This window comes from Pseudomonas sp. MRSN 12121 (assembly GCF_000931465.1).
Taxonomy (GTDB): domain Bacteria; phylum Pseudomonadota; class Gammaproteobacteria; order Pseudomonadales; family Pseudomonadaceae; genus Aquipseudomonas.
This window is the reverse complement of record NZ_CP010892.1, coordinates 6,341,411-6,358,299: the sequence shown is the minus strand read 5'-3', so window position 1 is coordinate 6,358,299 and position 16,889 is coordinate 6,341,411. Positions and strand designations below refer to the sequence as shown.

15 protein-coding genes are annotated in these 16,889 nt (G+C 65.3%); 12 read left to right on the top strand and 3 right to left on the bottom strand.

Annotated elements, in window-relative coordinates; all coding sequences use genetic code 11:
- Positions 1–144: 144 nt before the first annotated feature.
- A complete protein-coding gene (locus tag TO66_RS29025; RefSeq protein ID WP_044465475.1) occupies positions 145–1,185 on the bottom strand; it encodes a low specificity L-threonine aldolase in 1,041 nt (346 codons plus the stop codon).
- 222 nt (positions 1,186–1,407) lie between these two features.
- Here TO66_RS29025 and TO66_RS29020 point away from each other — a divergent pair, with 222 nt between their 5' ends.
- The 8 genes from TO66_RS29020 (at position 1,408) to fdhA (ending at position 11,593) form a co-directional block, all read left to right on the top strand.
- Positions 1,408–2,151, top strand: a complete 744-nt coding sequence (locus tag TO66_RS29020; RefSeq protein WP_044465474.1) for a TraX family protein — start codon at positions 1,408–1,410, stop codon at positions 2,149–2,151.
- A gap of 450 nt (positions 2,152–2,601) precedes the next feature.
- Positions 2,602–3,855, top strand: coding sequence for a serine hydroxymethyltransferase (locus TO66_RS29015; protein ID WP_044465473.1), 1,254 nt, complete (start codon positions 2,602–2,604; stop codon positions 3,853–3,855).
- A gap of 23 nt (positions 3,856–3,878) precedes the next feature.
- Complete coding sequence (locus TO66_RS29010) at positions 3,879–5,129, top strand: sarcosine oxidase subunit beta family protein (protein ID WP_044465472.1); 1,251 nt, start codon at positions 3,879–3,881, stop codon at positions 5,127–5,129.
- 14 nt (positions 5,130–5,143) lie between these two features.
- A complete protein-coding gene (locus tag TO66_RS29005) occupies positions 5,144–5,473 on the top strand; it encodes a sarcosine oxidase subunit delta (RefSeq protein ID WP_007926380.1) in 330 nt (109 codons plus the stop codon).
- Positions 5,470–8,487, top strand: coding sequence for a sarcosine oxidase subunit alpha (locus tag TO66_RS29000; RefSeq protein WP_044465471.1), 3,018 nt, complete (start codon positions 5,470–5,472; stop codon positions 8,485–8,487). The genes TO66_RS29005 and TO66_RS29000 overlap by 4 nt, the downstream gene beginning before the upstream one ends.
- 129 nt (positions 8,488–8,616) lie before the next feature.
- The gene (locus TO66_RS28995; protein WP_044465470.1) at positions 8,617–9,249 is read left to right on the top strand and encodes a sarcosine oxidase subunit gamma; all 633 of its coding nucleotides are present in this window, start codon (positions 8,617–8,619) and stop codon (positions 9,247–9,249) included.
- A 117-nt stretch (positions 9,250–9,366) separates the two neighbouring features.
- Entirely contained in the window at positions 9,367–10,224 is an 858-nt protein-coding gene (gene purU / locus TO66_RS28990; protein ID WP_044465469.1) for a formyltetrahydrofolate deformylase, read from the top strand.
- Positions 10,225–10,393: 169 nt separating this feature from the next.
- The gene (gene fdhA, locus TO66_RS28985) at positions 10,394–11,593 is read left to right on the top strand and encodes a formaldehyde dehydrogenase, glutathione-independent (protein WP_044465468.1); all 1,200 of its coding nucleotides are present in this window, start codon (positions 10,394–10,396) and stop codon (positions 11,591–11,593) included.
- 61 nt (positions 11,594–11,654) lie between these two features.
- Here fdhA and TO66_RS28980 read toward each other — a convergent pair whose 3' ends face one another.
- Positions 11,655–12,221 carry a hypothetical protein gene (locus TO66_RS28980; protein ID WP_044465467.1) on the bottom strand — a complete coding sequence of 189 codons (567 nt, stop codon included), beginning with the start codon at positions 12,219–12,221 and terminating at the stop codon, positions 11,655–11,657.
- Between the two features lie 145 nt (positions 12,222–12,366).
- On the opposite strand from TO66_RS28980, the gene TO66_RS28975 reads away from it, so the two are divergent.
- Positions 12,367–12,939, top strand: coding sequence for a DUF2780 domain-containing protein (locus TO66_RS28975; RefSeq protein ID WP_044465466.1), 573 nt, complete (start codon positions 12,367–12,369; stop codon positions 12,937–12,939).
- Here TO66_RS28975 and TO66_RS28970 read toward each other — a convergent pair whose 3' ends face one another.
- On the bottom strand, positions 12,940–13,827 hold the full coding sequence (locus TO66_RS28970; protein ID WP_044465465.1) for an acyltransferase: 888 nt from the start codon (positions 13,825–13,827) through the stop codon (positions 12,940–12,942). It lies immediately after the preceding gene.
- Positions 13,828–14,149: 322 nt separating this feature from the next.
- Between TO66_RS28970 and TO66_RS28965 the strand changes: the two genes are divergently transcribed.
- The 3 genes from TO66_RS28965 to creC all read left to right on the top strand — a co-directional run bounded on the left by TO66_RS28965 (position 14,150) and on the right by creC (position 16,821).
- Positions 14,150–14,650, top strand: a complete 501-nt coding sequence (locus tag TO66_RS28965) for an ATP-dependent zinc protease (RefSeq protein WP_044465464.1) — start codon at positions 14,150–14,152, stop codon at positions 14,648–14,650.
- 69 nt (positions 14,651–14,719) lie between these two features.
- Positions 14,720–15,400 (top strand): two-component system response regulator CreB, encoded by a 681-nt coding sequence (creB, locus tag TO66_RS28960; RefSeq protein ID WP_044465463.1) that lies wholly within the window; start codon positions 14,720–14,722, stop codon positions 15,398–15,400.
- Positions 15,400–16,821 (top strand): two-component system sensor histidine kinase CreC, encoded by a 1,422-nt coding sequence (creC, locus tag TO66_RS28955; RefSeq protein ID WP_044465462.1) that lies wholly within the window; start codon positions 15,400–15,402, stop codon positions 16,819–16,821. The genes creB and creC overlap by 1 nt, the downstream gene beginning before the upstream one ends.
- Positions 16,822–16,889 lie beyond the last annotated feature (68 nt).

Sequence of the window (16,889 nt, the reverse complement as noted above, 5' to 3'; positions counted from 1 at the left end):
GATTGACCCGGGAGTCTCGGATATACGCCTGCGATGTTGAATCAGCGGGGGGAAATAATCAGTTCAGAAAAATGTGAACTGAAGGCTGTGGCGGGGATTGCCGACCGGCTGCTGCCCTGGACAGAAGCCGGTGCAACGGCGGTTTCAGCCGGCCATGACCTGGCGGATATCCGCGGCGAGTTCACGCACCCGCGCTTCTTCGGTGTCCCAGGAGCACATGAAGCGCGCCCCGCCCTTGCCGATGAAGGTGTAGAAACGCCAGCCCCTGGCGGTCAGCGCGGCGATGGCCGGTTCCGAGAGTTGCAGGAACACACCGTTGGCCTGCACCGGGAACATCAGCTCCACCCCGGGGATGTCCGCCACCAGCTGGGCCAGCAATTGCGCGCAGTGGTTGGCGTGGCGGGCGTACTTGAGCCAGGCGTCGTGTTCCAGCAGGCCGACCCAGGGCGCGGACAGGAAACGCATCTTCGAGGCCAGTTGCCCGGCCTGCTTGCAGCGGTAGTCGAAGTCTTCGGCCAGCTTGTGGTTGAAGAACAGGATCGCCTCGCCGACCGCCATGCCGTTTTTCGTGCCGCCGAAGCACAGCACGTCGACCCCGGCTTTCCAGGTCAGGTCGGCCGGCGAGCAGCCGAGGAAGGCGCAGGCATTGGAGAAGCGCGCGCCGTCCATGTGCAGGTTCAGCCCCAGCTCCTTGCAGGTGGCGCTGATGGCGCGGATTTCTTCCGGGGTGTAGACGCTGCCGACTTCGGTGGCCTGGGTCAGGGTCACCACCCGGGGCTTGGGATAGTGGATGTCCTGGCGCTTGAGGGCGATCTCGCGGATCGAGTCCGGGGTCAGCTTGCCGTTCTCGGTGCCGGCCACCAGCAGCTTGGAACCGTTGGAGAAGAATTCCGGGGCGCCGCATTCGTCGGTTTCGACGTGGGCGGTTTCCGAGCAGATGACGCTGTGGTAACTCTGGCACAGCGACGACAGGGCCAGGGAGTTGGCGGCGGTGCCGTTGAAGGCGAAGAACACTTCGCAGTCGGTCTCGAACAGCTTGCGGAAATAATCGGCGGCGCGGGCGGTCCACTGGTCGTCGCCATAGGCGCGTTCATGGCCGTGGTTGGCTTGTTCCATGGCCGCCCAGGCCTCGGGGCAGATACCGGAATAGTTGTCGCTGGCGAATTGTTGGCTCTTGTCGGTCATGGCCGTCTTCCGTGCTAGGGGTCCGAGGGGGAGACCTTGGATAAAGGGCTCCGGATAAGGTGTTCCCGGGTAGGGAACCCTTGGGTACAGCACCTGCAATGGGGCCGATCCGGCAAGCTCGCGCAGGCGTCCTGGAGATCGGCGGTGCGCCACTTTACCCAAGATTGGCGAGGGAGCACACGCCCTGTTCACGCACGGAAAATACACCGACCCCGAGGACCTATGCGAGACCTGACGACCACCCCGATCACCGCCGGGCGCGACACTGCCCTGGACCTGCTCAAATGGCTGGCGCTGCTCGGCATGGTGCTCGATCACCTGCGCTATGCCGGTTGGTCCCTGGATGGGTTGTATGTGCCCGGGCGCCTGGCGTTTCCCTGGTTCTGCCTGGCGCTGGCGGCGAATGTGGCGCGCTCTGGCGCGACGGTTCGCGACGGGGCGGGGCAGTGGCGCTACCTGGGCTGGCTGCTGCTGTTCAGCCTGCTCAGCGAGGTGCCCTACCGGCTCTACATACCCGACCCCGACACCCTCAATGTCCTGCCGACCCTGGCCCTGGGCCTGCTGGTGGCGCGCGGCTGGCAGCGCCGCAGCGGGCTGGCGCTGTGGCTGGGGCTTGGCGCGGCGCTGCTGGGCGGGGTGTTCGACCGCCAGCTGATGTTCGGCCTGGCCGGCGTGCTGCTGCCGCTGGCGCTGTTGCTGGTGCTCCGGCGGCCCTGGTACTGGGCGCTGCTGCCGGGGCTGCTGTGCCTGGCGGCGAACCAGTGGCAAACCCTGCTGCCGGCGGCCCGCCTGGGCAACCCGGTGGCGGCCTGGGGGCTGCTCGCCTGCCTGCTGGCGCCATGGCTGGGGCTCCTGGTGCTGCGGCGCTTGCGCGGCGTGTCCATTGCGCCGATGCGGCGCTGGGCCTACCTGCTGTACCCCGGGCACTTCCTCCTGCTGCTGGCGCTGCGCAACCTGCTGGCCTGACGGCGACCCTTGTCGCTGCGAATACTCGTAGCCGCTGCCGAGCCCCAGCGAGGCTGCGATCGGCCGCGAAGCGGTCGTAAAACCAGGCGACCTGGTTCTTCCTGAAATACCGCGTGCTCAGGTTTTGCGAGGACTGCGTCCCTCGATCGCAGCCTCGCTAGTGCTCGGCAGCGGCTACAGGGCTGCGCATTGCCTTGGAAGCCGTAGCGCCACTGGTCGGTGACGAAGGCTCGCGGTGGCCGGCAAGCCATGGATATAGAGCCTTGCGCGCGTACCGCGCACTGCCCTGGGTCTCTCTGCGCCGGGCCATGTCGTAAACGCACCTTTGCGTGGCGTCCATAGGCATTTGACCGGTCTGCGCCGGTCATACCATCGCATCCAAAGGGCACTGCCGAAGGGTAGGTGCCTCACCGAGACGAAAGGCGCACAACCGCCGCTGGGAGAGACGCGATGTTCAGCAAGCAAGACCAAATCCAGGGTTATGACGATGCACTGCTGGCGGCCATCAACGCCGAGGAGCAGCGTCAGGAAGATCACATCGAGCTGATCGCGTCGGAAAACTACACCAGCAAGCGGGTCATGCAGGCCCAGGGCAGCGGCCTGACCAACAAGTACGCCGAAGGTTATCCGGGCAAGCGCTACTACGGTGGCTGCGAGCACGTGGACAAGGTCGAGGCCCTGGCCATCGAGCGCGCCAAGCAGCTGTTCGGCGCCGACTACGCCAACGTCCAGCCGCACTCCGGCTCTTCGGCCAACGGCGCGGTGTACCTGGCACTGCTGCAGGCCGGCGATACCATCCTGGGCATGAGCCTGGCCCACGGCGGCCACCTGACCCACGGCGCCAAGGTGTCGTCTTCGGGCAAGCTGTACAACGCCGTGCAGTACGGCATCGACACCAGCACCGGGCTGATCGACTATGACGAAGTCGAGCGCCTGGCCGTCGAGCACAAGCCGAAGATGATCGTCGCCGGCTTCTCGGCCTACTCCAAGACCCTCGATTTCCCGCGCTTCCGCCAGATCGCCGACAAGGTCGGCGCGCTGCTGTTCGTCGACATGGCCCACGTTGCCGGCCTGGTCGCCGCCGGCCTGTACCCGAACCCGATTCCGTTCGCCGACGTGGTCACCACCACCACCCACAAGACCCTGCGCGGCCCGCGTGGCGGCCTGATCCTGGCCAAGGCCAACGAAGAGATCGAGAAGAAGCTCAACGCCGCGGTATTCCCCGGCGCCCAGGGCGGCCCGCTGATGCACGTGATCGCCGCCAAGGCCGTGTGCTTCAAGGAAGCGCTGGAGCCCGGCTTCAAGGCGTACCAGCAGCAGGTGATCGACAACGCCCAGGCGATGGCGGGCATATTCGTCAAACGTGGCTACGATGTAGTGTCCGGCGGCACCGACAACCACCTGTTCCTGGTCAGCCTGATCCGTCAGGGCCTGACCGGCAAGGATGCGGACGCCGCCCTGGGCCGTGCCCATATCACCGTGAACAAGAACGCCGTCCCGAACGATCCACAGTCGCCTTTCGTCACCTCCGGCCTGCGCATCGGCACCCCGGCGGTGACCACCCGCGGCTTCAAGGTCACCCAGTGCGTGGAACTGGCCGGCTGGATCTGCGACATCCTCGACCACCTCGGCGATGCCGATGTCGAGGCCAATGTCGCTCGCCAGGTGGCGGCCCTGTGCGCGGACTTCCCGGTTTATCGCTGAGTGCGGTTTTGGAGCAAATGACTATGCAACGCTATTCGGGCTTCGGCCTCTTCAAGCACTCCCTCAGCCATCATGAAAACTGGCAGCGCATGTGGCGCACGCCAACCCCGAAAAAAGTCTATGACGTGGTCATAGTCGGCGGCGGCGGGCATGGCCTGGCGACCGCCTACTACCTGGCCAAGGAGCACGGCATCACCAACGTCGCCGTGGTCGAGAAGGGCTGGCTGGGCGGTGGCAACACCGCGCGCAACACCACCATCGTGCGTTCCAACTACCTGTGGGACGAGTCGGCGCACCTGTACGAACACGCGATGAAACTCTGGGAAGGCCTGTCCCAGGACCTGAACTACAACGTGATGTTCTCCCAGCGTGGCGTCTACAACCTGTGCCACACCCTGCAGGACATCCGCGATTCCGAGCGTCGGGTCAGCGCCAACCGCCTCAACGGCGTGGACGGCGAGCTGCTCAACGCCAAGCAGGTGGCGGACGAGATCCCGTACCTGGATTGCTCGAAGAACACCCGCTACCCGGTGATGGGCGCCACCGTCCAGCGCCGTGGCGGCGTGGCTCGTCACGACGCCGTGGCCTGGGGCTTCGCCCGGGCCGCCGACGCCCTGGGCGTGGACCTGATCCAGCAGACCGAAGTGATCGGCTTCCGCAAGGAAAACGGCGTGTGCATCGGCGTGGAAACCAACAAGGGCTTCATCGGCGCCAAGCGCGTCGGCGTGGTCACCGCCGGTAACTCCGGGCACATGGCCAGGCTCGCCGGCTTCCGCCTGCCGATCGAATCCCACCCGCTGCAGGCGCTGGTATCCGAGCCGATCAAGCCGATCATCGACAGCGTGATCATGTCCAACGCAGTGCACGGTTACATCAGCCAGTCCGACAAGGGCGACCTGGTGATCGGCGCCGGTATCGACGGCTGGGTCGGCTACGGCCAGCGCGGTTCGTACCCGGTGATCGAGCACACCATCCAGGCCATCGTCGAGATGTTCCCGGTCCTGTCCCGCGTGCGCATGAACCGCCAATGGGGCGGCATCGTCGACACCACCCCGGACGCCTGCCCGATCATTTCCAAGACGCCGGTGCCGAACATGTTCTTCAACTGCGGTTGGGGCACCGGCGGCTTCAAGGCCACCCCGGGCTCGGGCAACGTGTTCGCCGCGAGCCTGGCCAAGGGCGAGATGCATCCATTGGCCGCACCGTTCTCCATCGACCGTTTCCACAACGGCGCCCTCATCGACGAACACGGCGCTGCTGCCGTCGCCCACTAACAGGAGAAATCCCCATGTTGCACATCTTCTGTCCTCACTGCGGCGAACTGCGCTCCGAAGAGGAATTCCATTCGTCCGGCCAGGCGCACATCCCGCGTCCCCTGGACCCGAACAACTGCACCGACGAGGAGTGGGGCGACTACATGTTCTTCCGCGACAACCCTCGCGGCCTGCACCACGAGCTGTGGATCCATGCCGCCGGCTGCCGTCAGTACTTCAACGCCACCCGCGACACCGTGACCTACGAGATTCTCGAAACCTACAAGATCGGTACCAAGCCGCAATTCACCGACAAGACCGATAGCCCGAAAGCGGCCACGCAGGCTCTGGGAGAGAAGGTATGAGCCAGTCCAATCGCCTGTCCAACGGCGGACGCATCGACCGCAACAAAGTCCTCAGCTTCACCTTCAACGGGCAGAGCTACAAAGGCTTCGAAGGCGACACCCTGGCCGCGGCCCTGCTGGCCAATGGCGTCGACATCGTCGGTCGCAGCTTCAAGTATTCCCGGCCGCGCGGCATCTTCGCCGCCGGTGCCGAAGAGCCGAGCGCGGTGCTGCAGATCGGCGCCACCGAAGCCACCCAGATCCCCAACGTGCGTGCCACCCAGCAGGCGCTGTACCAGGGCCTGGTCGCCACCAGCACCAACGGCTGGCCGAGCGTGAACAACGACATGATGGGGATTCTCGGCAAGGTCGGCGGCAAGCTGATGCCGCCGGGCTTCTACTACAAAACCTTCATGTATCCGCAATCGTTCTGGATGACCTACGAGAAGTACATCCGCAAGGCCGCCGGCCTGGGTCGCTCGCCGACCGAGAACGATCCGGACACCTACGACTACATGAACCAGCACTGCGACGTGCTGATCGTCGGAGCCGGCCCTGCCGGCCTGGCCGCGGCCCTGGCCGCCGCGCGCAGCGGTGCGCGGGTGATCCTGGCCGACGAACAGGAGGAATTCGGCGGCAGCCTGCTGGACAGCCGCGAAAGCCTGGACGGCAAGCCGGCGACCGACTGGGTCGCCGCGGTGGTCGCCGAACTGAAGTCGCTGCCCGACGTGACCCTGCTGCCACGGGCCACCGTGAACGGCTATCACGACCATAACTTCCTGACCATTCACGAGCGCCTGACCGACCACCTCGGCGATCGCGCGCCGATCGGCCAGGTGCGCCAGCGTATCCATCGCGTGCGTGCCAAGCGCGTGGTGCTGGCCACCGGCGCCTGCGAGCGCCCGCTGGTCTACGGCAACAACGACGTGCCGGGCAACATGCTGGCCGGCGCGGTCTCGGTCTATGTGCGGCGCTACGGCGTGGCGCCGGGCAAGAAGCTGGTGCTGAGCACCAACAACGACCACGCCTACCGCGTGGCGCTGGACTGGCTCGACGCCAGCCTGCAAGTGGTGGCCATCGCCGATGCCCGGCACAATCCGCGTGGCGCGCTGGTGGAAGAAGCCCGTGCCAAGGGCATTCGCATCCTCACTTCCAGTGCGGTGATCGAGGCTCGCGGCACCAAGCGTGTGACCGGTGCCCGCATCGCGGCCATCGACGTCAAGGCGCACAAGGTCACCAGCCCCGGCGAGTGGCTGGATTGCGACCTGATTGCCAGCTCCGGCGGCTACAGCCCGGTGGTGCACCTGGCTTCGCACCTGGGCGGCAAGCCGACCTGGCGTGAAGACATCCTCGGTTTCGTGCCGGGCGAAGCACCGCAGAAACGCGTGTGCGTCGGTGGCATCAACGGTGTCTACGGCCTCGGCGACTCCCTGGCCGACGGTTTCGAAGGTGGCGTGCGCGCTGCCAGCGAAGCCGGTTTCAAGGCGGTGGAAGCCGTGCTGCCCAAGGCCCTGAGCCGGCATGAGGAACCCACCCTGGCGCTGTTCCAGGTGCCCCATGAAAAAGGCACCGCGCGGGCACCCAAGCAATTCGTCGACCTGCAGAACGACGTCACCGCCGCCGCCATCGAACTGGCGACCCGCGAGGGCTTCGAGTCGGTCGAGCACGTCAAGCGCTACACCGCCCTGGGCTTCGGCACCGACCAGGGCAAGCTGGGCAACGTCAACGGCCTGGCCATCGCGGCGCGCTCGCTGAACGTGAGCATCCCGCAGATGGGCACCACCATGTTCCGTCCGAACTACACGCCGGTGACCTTCGGCGCCGTGGCCGGGCGTCACTGCGGGCATATCTTCGAGCCGGTACGTTTCACCGCGCTGCATGCGTGGCACGTGAAGAACGGCGCCGAGTTCGAGGACGTCGGCCAGTGGAAGCGTCCCTGGTACTTCCCGAAGAACGGCGAAGACATGCACGCCGCGGTCAAGCGCGAGTGCAAGGCGGTGCGCGACAGCGTCGGCCTGCTCGACGCCTCGACCCTGGGCAAGATCGATATCCAGGGCCCGGATGCCCGTGAGTTCCTCAACCGCATCTACACCAACGCCTGGACCAAGCTCGATGTGGGCAAGGCGCGCTACGGCCTGATGTGCAAGGAAGACGGCATGGTCTTCGACGACGGCGTGACCGCCTGCGTCGGCGACAACCACTTCATCATGACCACCACCACGGGCGGCGCCGCGCGCGTGCTGCAATGGCTGGAGATCTACCAGCAGACCGAATGGCCGGACCTGAAGGTGTACTTCACCTCGGTCACCGACCACTGGGCGACCATGACCCTGTCCGGGCCGAACAGCCGCAAGCTGCTCAGCGAAGTCAGCGACATCGACCTGGACAAGGACGGCTTCCCGTTCATGACCTGGAAGGAAGGCCTGGTAGGCGGCGTGCCGGCGCGGGTGTTCCGCATCTCGTTCACCGGCGAGCTGTCTTATGAAGTCAACGTCCAGGCCGACTACGCCATGGGCGTGCTGGAACAGATCGTCGAGGCCGGCAAGAAGTACAACCTGACCCCGTACGGCACCGAAACCATGCACGTGCTGCGGGCCGAGAAGGGCTTCATCATCGTCGGCCAGGACACCGACGGCTCGATGACCCCGGACGACCTGAACATGGGCTGGTGCGTCGGTCGCACCAAGCCGTTCTCGTGGATCGGCTGGCGCGGCATGAACCGTGAAGACTGCGTGCGCGACCAGCGCAAGCAGCTGGTGGGCCTCAAGCCGATCGACCCGAATGTCTGGCTGCCGGAAGGCGCGCAGCTGGTGTTCAACACCAACCAGGCGATCCCGATGAGCATGGTCGGTCACGTGACCTCCAGCTACGCCCACAACTCCCTGGGTTATTCGTTTGCCATGGGCGTGGTCAAGGGCGGCCTGAAGCGGATGGGCGAGCGGGTGTTCGCGCCATTGGCCGACGGCACGGTGATCGAGGCGGAAATCGTTTCTTCGGTGTTCTTCGATCCGAAAGGCGATCGCCAGAACGTCTAACCCGATCCCGTAGGAGCGAGGCTTGCCCGCGATAAGCCCAACGCGGTGCCTCAGACAGACCGCGGCGTATTCATCGCGGGCAAGCTCCGCTCCTACGGGTGTGATGCAGAATTTGAAGACAGGTGCTCTATGACCGCAGTCAACGTTTACCAACAGCGCCCCACCTCCGGCGCCAAAGCCGAGTCGTCGCTGCACCATGCCGACCTCGCCAGCCTGGTGGGCAAGGGCCGCAAGAACGCAGGCGTGACCCTGCGCGAGAAGAAACTCCTCGGTCACCTGACCATCCGTGGCGATGCCCACGACCCGGCCTTCGCCGCCGGCGTGCACCAGGCCCTGGGCCTGGAGCTGCCAGTGGCCCTGACCGTGGTCGCCAAGGGCGAGACCAGCCTGCAGTGGATGGGGCCGGACGAATGGTTGCTGGTGGTGCCGGGCGGAGAAGAATTCGCCGCCGAGAAAAAACTGCGTGAAGCCCTGGGCGACCTGCATATCCAGATCGTCAACGTCAGCGGCGGCCAGCAGATCCTCGAACTGTCCGGGCCGAAAGTGCGCGAAGTGCTGATGAAGTCCACCAGCTATGACGTGCACCCCAACAACTTCCCGGTGGGCAAGGCCGTCGGCACGGTGTTCGCCAAGTCGCAACTGGTGATCCGCCGCATGGGCGAAGACACCTGGGAACTGGTGATCCGCCGCAGCTTCTCCGATTACTGGTGGTTGTGGTTGCAGGATGCCGCCGCCGAATACGGTCTCAGCGTCCAGGCTTGAGACTTTATCGCGGGCAAGTCGGATCGCCGCTCGCTCCTGCAAACCTACTGTAGGAGCGAGGCTTGCCCGCGATTCGACCGCGCCGCGGTTGCCCAACAAGAACAGGAGTTACCCAGCATGAGCCGCGCCCCCGATACCTGGATCCTCACCGCCGACTGCCCCAGCGTGCTCGGCACGGTGGACGCGGTGACCCGTTTTCTGTTCGAGCGGGGCTGTTATGTCACCGAACACCATTCCTTCGACGACCGGCTTTCGGGCCGGTTCTTCATTCGCGTGGAGTTCCGCCAGCCTGAGGCTTTCGACGAGCAGGACTTGCGCAACAGCCTGGCCGAGCGCGCCCGGGCCTTCGACATGAACGTGGAACTGACCCCGCCGCACCATCGGCCGAAAGTGGTGATCATGGTTTCCAAGGCCGATCACTGCCTCAACGACCTGCTCTACCGCCAGCGCATCGGCCAACTGGCGATGGATGTGGTGGCGGTGGTGTCCAACCACCCGGACCTCAAGCCCCTGGCCGACTGGCACCAGATTCCGTACCACCACTTTCCCCTGGACCCCAACGACAAGCCGTCCCAGGAGCGCCAGGTGTGGCAGGTGATCGAGGAATCCGGCGCCGAACTGGTGATCCTTGCGCGCTACATGCAAGTGCTGTCGCCGGAGCTGTGCCGCAAGCTCGATGGCAAGGCGATCAACATCCATCACTCCCTGCTGCCCGGCTTCAAGGGCGCCAAGCCGTATCACCAGGCCTACAACAAGGGCGTGAAGCTGGTGGGCGCCACGGCGCACTACATCAACAACGACCTGGACGAGGGCCCGATCATCGCCCAGGGCGTGGAGGTGGTGGACCACAGCCATTACCCCGAGGACCTGATTGCCAAGGGCCGCGATATCGAGGGCCTGACCCTGGCGCGGGCGGTGGGGTATCACATCGAACGGCGGGTGTTCTTGAACGCCAACCGGACGGTGGTGCTTTAACACCGGCCGCTTTGCGGCCATCGCGGGCAAGCCTCGCTCCTACATGGACAGCGCACCGGCTTGCCCGCGATAGCGATTTTGAAAACGAAACAGCATCTGTACCCGAGCACTCCACGCGCTGCCTCTTTTTGGCAACGCGGTTTCATAAAAACAACAGCGAGGTGAAAGCATGTCTGGTAATCGTGGTGTCGTGTATCTCGGCAACGGCAAGGTCGAAGTACAGAAAATCGACTATCCAAAAATGCAGGACCCGCGCGGCAGGAAGATCGAGCACGGCGTCATCCTGCGCGTGGTATCCACCAATATCTGCGGCTCCGACCAGCACATGGTGCGCGGCCGCACCACCGCCCAGGTCGGCCTGGTCCTGGGCCATGAAATCACCGGCGAGGTGGTGGAGAAGGGCAGCGACGTCGAGAACCTGAAGCTCGGCGACCTGGTCTCGGTGCCGTTCAACGTGGCCTGCGGGCGCTGCCGTTCCTGCAAGGAACAACACACCGGGGTCTGCCTGACCGTCAACCCGGCGCGTGCCGGCGGTGCCTACGGCTATGTCGACATGGGTGACTGGACCGGCGGCCAGGCCGAATACGTGCTGGTGCCTTACGCCGACTTCAACCTGCTGAAACTGCCGGACCGCGACAAGGCCATGGAGAAGATCCGCGACCTGACCTGCCTGTCCGACATCCTGCCGACCGGCTACCACGGCGCCGTGACCGCCGGTGTCGGCCCGGGCAGCACCGTGTATGTCGCCGGCGCCGGCCCCGTGGGCCTGGCCGCCGCGGCCTCGGCGCGCCTGCTGGGCGCGGCGGTGGTGATCGTCGGCGACGTCAACCCGGTGCGCCTGGCCCATGCCAAGGCCCAGGGTTTCGAGATCGCCGACCTGTCCAAGGACACCCCGCTGCACGAACAGATCGCCGCGCTGCTGGGCGAGCCGGAAGTGGATTGCGCGGTCGACGCGGTGGGCTTCGAGGCCCGCGGCCACGGCCATGCCGGTGCCCAGCACGAAGCGCCGGCCACGGTGCTCAACTCGCTGATGGGCGTGGTGCGGGTGGCCGGCAAGATCGGCATCCCCGGCCTCTACGTCACCGAAGACCCGGGTGCGGTGGATGCCGCGGCCAAGCTGGGCAGCCTGAGCATCCGCTTCGGCCTGGGCTGGGCCAAATCCCACAGCTTCCACACCGGCCAGACCCCGGTAATGAAGTACAACCGCCAACTGATGCAGGCCATCATGTGGGACCGCATCAACATCGCCGAAGTGGTCGGCGTGCAGGTCATCAGCCTGGACGACGCCCCGCGTGGCTACGGCGAGTTCGATGCCGGCGTGCCGAAGAAATTCGTCATCGACCCGCACAAGCTGTTCAGCGCCGCCTGAGGCTTCCGCGCAGTAAACAGGGCGACCCTCGGGTCGCCCTTTTTCATGGCTGTTTCACGGCTCAGAAACCTGCGCTCGGATAGTCGAACCAGTACTGGCCGGACAGTATGTCTGCCCTCTGCGGCGCACTGAACACCAAGGGCGCATCCCGGTTGAAGCGCGAGCGCCACTGCGGCAACCACCAATAGTCGAGGGCGGTGCCGCGGGGCTTGAGCACGAAGCCCAGCACCGTACCGTCGATCCGCCCCGCTTGGTAAAGGTGGTGGCTGTGGTCCATGAGACCCAGGTAATGGTCGATGGGCAGCTTGAGCATCAGGATCGAGGTGTAGACCTTTTCCGACTGGGTGCGTGCCGGGCTTTCGAGCAGGGCCAGCGCTTCGCAGTAATAGCGCTGCGGCTGGCGGGCGATGCCATCGGCTTCGGGGCTGGCCAGGATATCGAAGACGTTGGTGTCCTCTTGCCAGGCCCGTTCATCGTTCTGCTTGAAGTAATCGGCCACGAAGCGGGTCAGCGGGCCGTCGTAGGCGGGCTGGTCCGCGCAGACCCGTTCATCGACGGGCGCGCCGATGCGCCAGGTGCCGATGGCGAGGAGTGCAACGGCCAGGAGCAGGCAGGAGATTCTTTTCATTGTGGCTTGCTGTGTGGGGAGCGACGGTCAACCATAGCGCTTTGCTATCTGGAGGCGAACAGGAACATTTCTAATGGCCACCAGTCAAACAGCTGTTTTCTCCCACCCAATCTCGGGTGGTTTTCATGCTCAAGAGGTTGTCCCGATGAAGATTTCCCGCAGTGTTGCACTGGCTACGTTGCTGACCCTGGGCGCCAGCCCGGTTTTTGCCGGTGGTTTCAGCCTGAGCGATGCCGCCAATGCCGTGTCCAGCATGCAGGGTGGCGACAAGGCCGCCGCTGCCGCCCCGACCTCGCAGACCGCCGGCCTGCTCAGTGCCCTGTCCAAGCTGGACGTCACCCCGGAGCAGGCGGTGGGCGGCACCGGCGCGATGCTCGGCCTGGCGAAGAACCAGCTGAGCAGCACCGACTATTCGCAACTGAGCAAAAGCGTACCGGGCCTGGACAAGCTCGCCGGCGGCAACGCCCTGGGCAACCTCGGCGCCCTCAGCGGCCTGCTCGGGCAGAACGGCGGAACCAAGATCTCGGGCCTGGAGAACGCGTTGGGCAACGTGAAGGACACCAACGACCTGAACACCGCGTTCAGCGCGCTGGGCATGGACAGCGGCATGGTCGGCCAGTTCGCCCCGGTGATCCTGCAATACCTGGGTCAGCAGGGCGTTGGCGGTTCGCTGCTCAGCAGCCTGGGCGGGATCTGGGGCGTCGGCAGCGGCAGCTGATCAACGGCGCTCGGCGCGCAAGGCGTCGATGCGCTGGTCTTTCTCGGTCCAGAGCTGGTTGACCCAGTTCTGGACGGTCTGGCGAAACGCCGGATCGTTTTCGTAATCCCCCTGCCACAACGCCGGGTCCAGCTCTCGTGTCTGGATATCGACGATCACCCGCGGCACGTTGCCGCTGATCAGGTCCCAGAAACCGGGGATCTTCTGCTGTGGATAAACCACCGTCACGTCGAGGATGGCGTCGAGCTGTTCGCCCATGGCCGCCAGCACGAATGCCACGCCACCGGCTTTCGGCTTGAGCAACTGCTTGAAGGGCGATTGCTGCTGCTCGCGCTTGGCCGGGGTGAAGCGGGTGCCTTCCAGGTAGTTGACCACCGTGACCGGCTGGCGCTTGAACAGCTCGCAGGCCGCCCTGGTGATTTCCAGGTCCTTGCCTTGCAGCTCGGGGTTCTTCGCCAGGAAGGCCTTGCTGTAGCGCTTCATGAACGGGTAGTCCAGGGCCCACCAGGCCAGGCCGAGGAAGGGCACCCAGATCAATTCCTTCTTCAGGAAGAACTTGAAGAACGGCGTGCGGCGGTTGAGGGTCTGGATCAGCGCCGGGATATCGACCCAGGACTGGTGGTTGCTGATCACCAGGTAGGACGTGTCGACCTGCAGGTCGTCGCCGCCGCGCACGTCCCAGCGGGTGGGAATGCACAGGGCGAAGATCAGCTTGTCGATCTCGGCCCAGGTTTCGGCGATCCACATCACTGCCGCCGACGCGTAGTCGCGCAGGCGCCCCGGCAAGACCAGCTTGAGCAGGGCGAACACCATCAGCGGCCCGAACAGGACCAGGGTGTTGAGCAATAGCAGCAGGGTGACGAAACAGCCGGTGAGCAGGCGGCGCATAAGGCACTCTTGAAAGCGTTTGGGCGCGCCATGATAAGCACCTTCGACGGGCAGGCCAAATCTAGAGTGCTGACGAATGTTTCACTTCTGTAAGGGTATGGTGCATTCAACCGAAAAGACCGCCCCCGTACTGTAGGAGCGAGGCTTGCCCGCGATGGCGTCGGTTCAGACAGCGCGCGGTATCTATATCGCGGGCAAGTCGGATCGCAGCCATCGCGGGCAAGCCTCGCTCCTACAGAAGCATGGCCTGCAAACGATAGCGAACCAATTGCCCGGCGGCGGTCTAAAATCCTGCTGCCCACTACCCAAGGAACCTGCCCACGTGAAATCCGTCCTTGCACTCCTGTCCCTGCTGGCGCTGCCGGTCATGGCCGCCGAGCCGACCCTCTACGGGCGCTACGAATACATCCAGTTGCCGGAAATCGGCGAAACCCTGAAGGCCAAGATGGACACCGGCGCCCTGACCGCCTCGCTGTCGGCCAAGGACATCGAGACCTTCACCCGCGATGGCGAAGACTGGGTGCGCTTCCGCCTGGCGACCAAGGGCGCCAGCAACAAGGTCTATGAACACAAGGTGGCGCGGATCAGCAAGATCAAGAGCCGCGCCGATGAGGACGAGGACAAGGAAGAGGCTCAGGTGGCCAAGCGTCCGGTGGTTGACCTGGAACTGTGCCTGGGCAATGTCAAGCGCACCGTCGAGGTCAACCTGGCCGACCGCAGCAGCTTCAACTACCCGCTGCTGATCGGCGCCAAGGCCCTGCGCGAGTTCGGTGCCGCGGTGAACCCGGCACGGCGCTTCACCGCGGACAAGCCCAGCTGTTGAGCGCAGCCGATTGACGGCGCCTGAGGCATCCGGCACCGTTCCGGCACTTACTTCCTGTGCTCGGATGCCATGCCTCATATCCTGATTGTCGAAGACGAAGCGGCGATTGCCGATACGCTGATCTTTGCCCTGCAAGGCGAAGGCTTCAGTACCACCTGGCTCAATCTCGGGCAGGCGGCGCTGGACTATCAGCGCAGCACGCCGGCCGACCTGCTGATTCTCGACATCGGCCTGCCGGATATCAGCGGCTTCGAGACCTGCAAGCAGCTGCGGCGCTTCAGCGAGGTGCCGGTGATGTTCCTCAGCGCCCGCGACGGCGAGATCGACCGGGTGGTGGGCCTGGAAATCGGCGCCGACGATTACGTGGTCAAGCCTTTCAGCCCGCGCGAGGTCGCCGCCAGGGTCAAGGCCATCCTCAAGCGCATGGCGCCGCGAGCGGCGGTCGAGGCCCCGGCTCCGACCTTCCAGGTCGATACCGAGAAATTCCAGATCAGCTACCGCGGCCAGCCCTTGAGCCTGACCCGGCATGAGTTCCGCCTGCTGCAGTGCCTGCTGGAGCAACCCGAGCGGGTGTTCAGCCGCGAGCAATTGCTCGACGCCCTGGGAGTGGCGGCGGACGCCGGCTACGAACGCAGCATCGACAGCCATATCAAGAGCCTGCGGGCCAAGCTGCGCCTGGTGGCGGCCAGCGCGGAGCCGATCCAGACCCATCGCGGCCTGGGCTACAGCTACAGCCCGGGGCACAGCTGATGCCGTTGGGAATCCGGATTTTCCTGGTCTACGTGCTGTTCGTCGGCCTGACCGGTTATTTCGTGCTCAACACGGTGATGGAGGAAATCCGCCCCGGGGTGCGCCAGTCCACCGAGGAAACCCTGGTGGACACCGCCAACCTGCTGGCGGAAATCCTGCACGACGATTTCAAGGCCGGCACCCTCAGCGAGAACCGCTGGCCGCAGTTGCTCAAGGCCTACGGCGAGCGGCAGCCGGCGGCGACCATCTGGGGCCTGCCGAAGAACCAGGTCAACCACCGCATCTACGTCACCGACGCCCAGGGCAAGGTGGTGCTGGACTCCAGCGGCCTGGCGGTGGGCCAGGACTATTCGCGCTGGAACGACGTCTACCTGACCCTGCGCGGCCAATATGGCGCGCGCTCCTCGCGCAGCGTGCCGGACGATCCGAACTCTTCGGTGATGCACGTCGGCGCGCCGATCCGTGACAACGGCCGGATCATCGGCGTGGTCACCGTGGCCAAGCCCAACAGCTCCTTGCAGCCCTATGTCGATCGCACCGAGCGCCGCCTGCTGTGGTACGGCGCCGGCCTGATCGGCCTGGGCCTGCTGTTCGGCGCGCTGCTGTCCTGGTGGCTGAGCGTGGCCCTGCGCCGCCTGACCGGCTATGCCCAGGCGGTCAGCGAGGGCCGCCGCGCCGAGCTGCCGCACTACCGCGGCGGTGAGCTGGAGCAACTGGCGACGGCGGTGGAACACATGCGCACCCAGCTGGAAGGCAAGGCCTATGTCGAGCGCTACGTGCACACCCTGACCCATGAGCTGAAAAGCCCGCTGGCGGCGATCCGCGGCGCGGCGGAGCTGTTGCAGGGCGAGATGCCCGGCGAGCAGCGCGCGCGTTTCGTCAGCAATATCGACAGCGAAAGCGCGCGCATGCAGCACTTGATCGAGCGCTTGCTGAACCTGGCGCAGGTCGAACAGCGCCATGGCCTGGAGGAACGGGTGGCAGTGCCGCTGGCGGAGCTGGCGAACCAGCTGCTGGACAGCCAGAAGGCGCGGATCGCGGGCAAGGGGTTGCAGGTCGAGCAACTGATCGACCCGGGGCTGAAGCTGTCGGGCGAGAGGTTCCTGCTGCGCCAGGCCCTGGGCAACCTGCTGGAGAACGCCCTGGACTTCACCCCCGCCGGCGGCGTGTTGCGCTGGACGGCCAGCCAGGCGGGCGAGCGCGTGCAGGTGAGCCTGTTCAACCAGGCCGAGGCCATCCCCGACTACGCCCTGGCACGCCTGACCGAGCGCTTCTATTCCCTGCCACGGCCCGACAGCGGCCGCAAAAGCACCGGCCTGGGGCTGAACTTCGTCGAAGAGGTGGTGCAACTGCATGGCGGCCGGATGCGGATCGGCAACGTGGAAGGCGGCGTCGAAGTCACCCTGCAATTCCCCACCTGATCCTGAGGAATACACCGGGCCGATGTAGCCGCTGCCGAGCGCCAGCGAGGCTGCGATCGGCCGCGGAG

What these genes read in the sequence shown, in the direction of transcription:
- TO66_RS29025 (WP_044465475.1), bottom strand. Translation starts at nt 1,185, where the DNA reads ATGACCGACAAGAGCCAACAATTCGCCAGCGACAACTATTCCGGTATC.
- TO66_RS29020 (WP_044465474.1), top strand. Translation starts at nt 1,408, where the DNA reads ATGCGAGACCTGACGACCACCCCGATCACCGCCGGGCGCGACACTGCC.
- TO66_RS29015 (WP_044465473.1), top strand. Translation starts at nt 2,602, where the DNA reads ATGTTCAGCAAGCAAGACCAAATCCAGGGTTATGACGATGCACTGCTG.
- TO66_RS29010 (WP_044465472.1), top strand. Translation starts at nt 3,879, where the DNA reads ATGCAACGCTATTCGGGCTTCGGCCTCTTCAAGCACTCCCTCAGCCAT.
- TO66_RS29005 (WP_007926380.1), top strand. Translation starts at nt 5,144, where the DNA reads ATGTTGCACATCTTCTGTCCTCACTGCGGCGAACTGCGCTCCGAAGAG.
- TO66_RS29000 (WP_044465471.1), top strand. Translation starts at nt 5,470, where the DNA reads ATGAGCCAGTCCAATCGCCTGTCCAACGGCGGACGCATCGACCGCAAC.
- TO66_RS28995 (WP_044465470.1), top strand. Translation starts at nt 8,617, where the DNA reads ATGACCGCAGTCAACGTTTACCAACAGCGCCCCACCTCCGGCGCCAAA.
- purU (WP_044465469.1), top strand. Translation starts at nt 9,367, where the DNA reads ATGAGCCGCGCCCCCGATACCTGGATCCTCACCGCCGACTGCCCCAGC.
- fdhA (WP_044465468.1), top strand. Translation starts at nt 10,394, where the DNA reads ATGTCTGGTAATCGTGGTGTCGTGTATCTCGGCAACGGCAAGGTCGAA.
- TO66_RS28980 (WP_044465467.1), bottom strand. Translation starts at nt 12,221, where the DNA reads ATGAAAAGAATCTCCTGCCTGCTCCTGGCCGTTGCACTCCTCGCCATC.
- TO66_RS28975 (WP_044465466.1), top strand. Translation starts at nt 12,367, where the DNA reads ATGAAGATTTCCCGCAGTGTTGCACTGGCTACGTTGCTGACCCTGGGC.
- TO66_RS28970 (WP_044465465.1), bottom strand. Translation starts at nt 13,827, where the DNA reads ATGCGCCGCCTGCTCACCGGCTGTTTCGTCACCCTGCTGCTATTGCTC.
- creB (WP_044465463.1), top strand. Translation starts at nt 14,720, where the DNA reads ATGCCTCATATCCTGATTGTCGAAGACGAAGCGGCGATTGCCGATACG.
- creC (WP_044465462.1), top strand. Translation starts at nt 15,400, where the DNA reads ATGCCGTTGGGAATCCGGATTTTCCTGGTCTACGTGCTGTTCGTCGGC.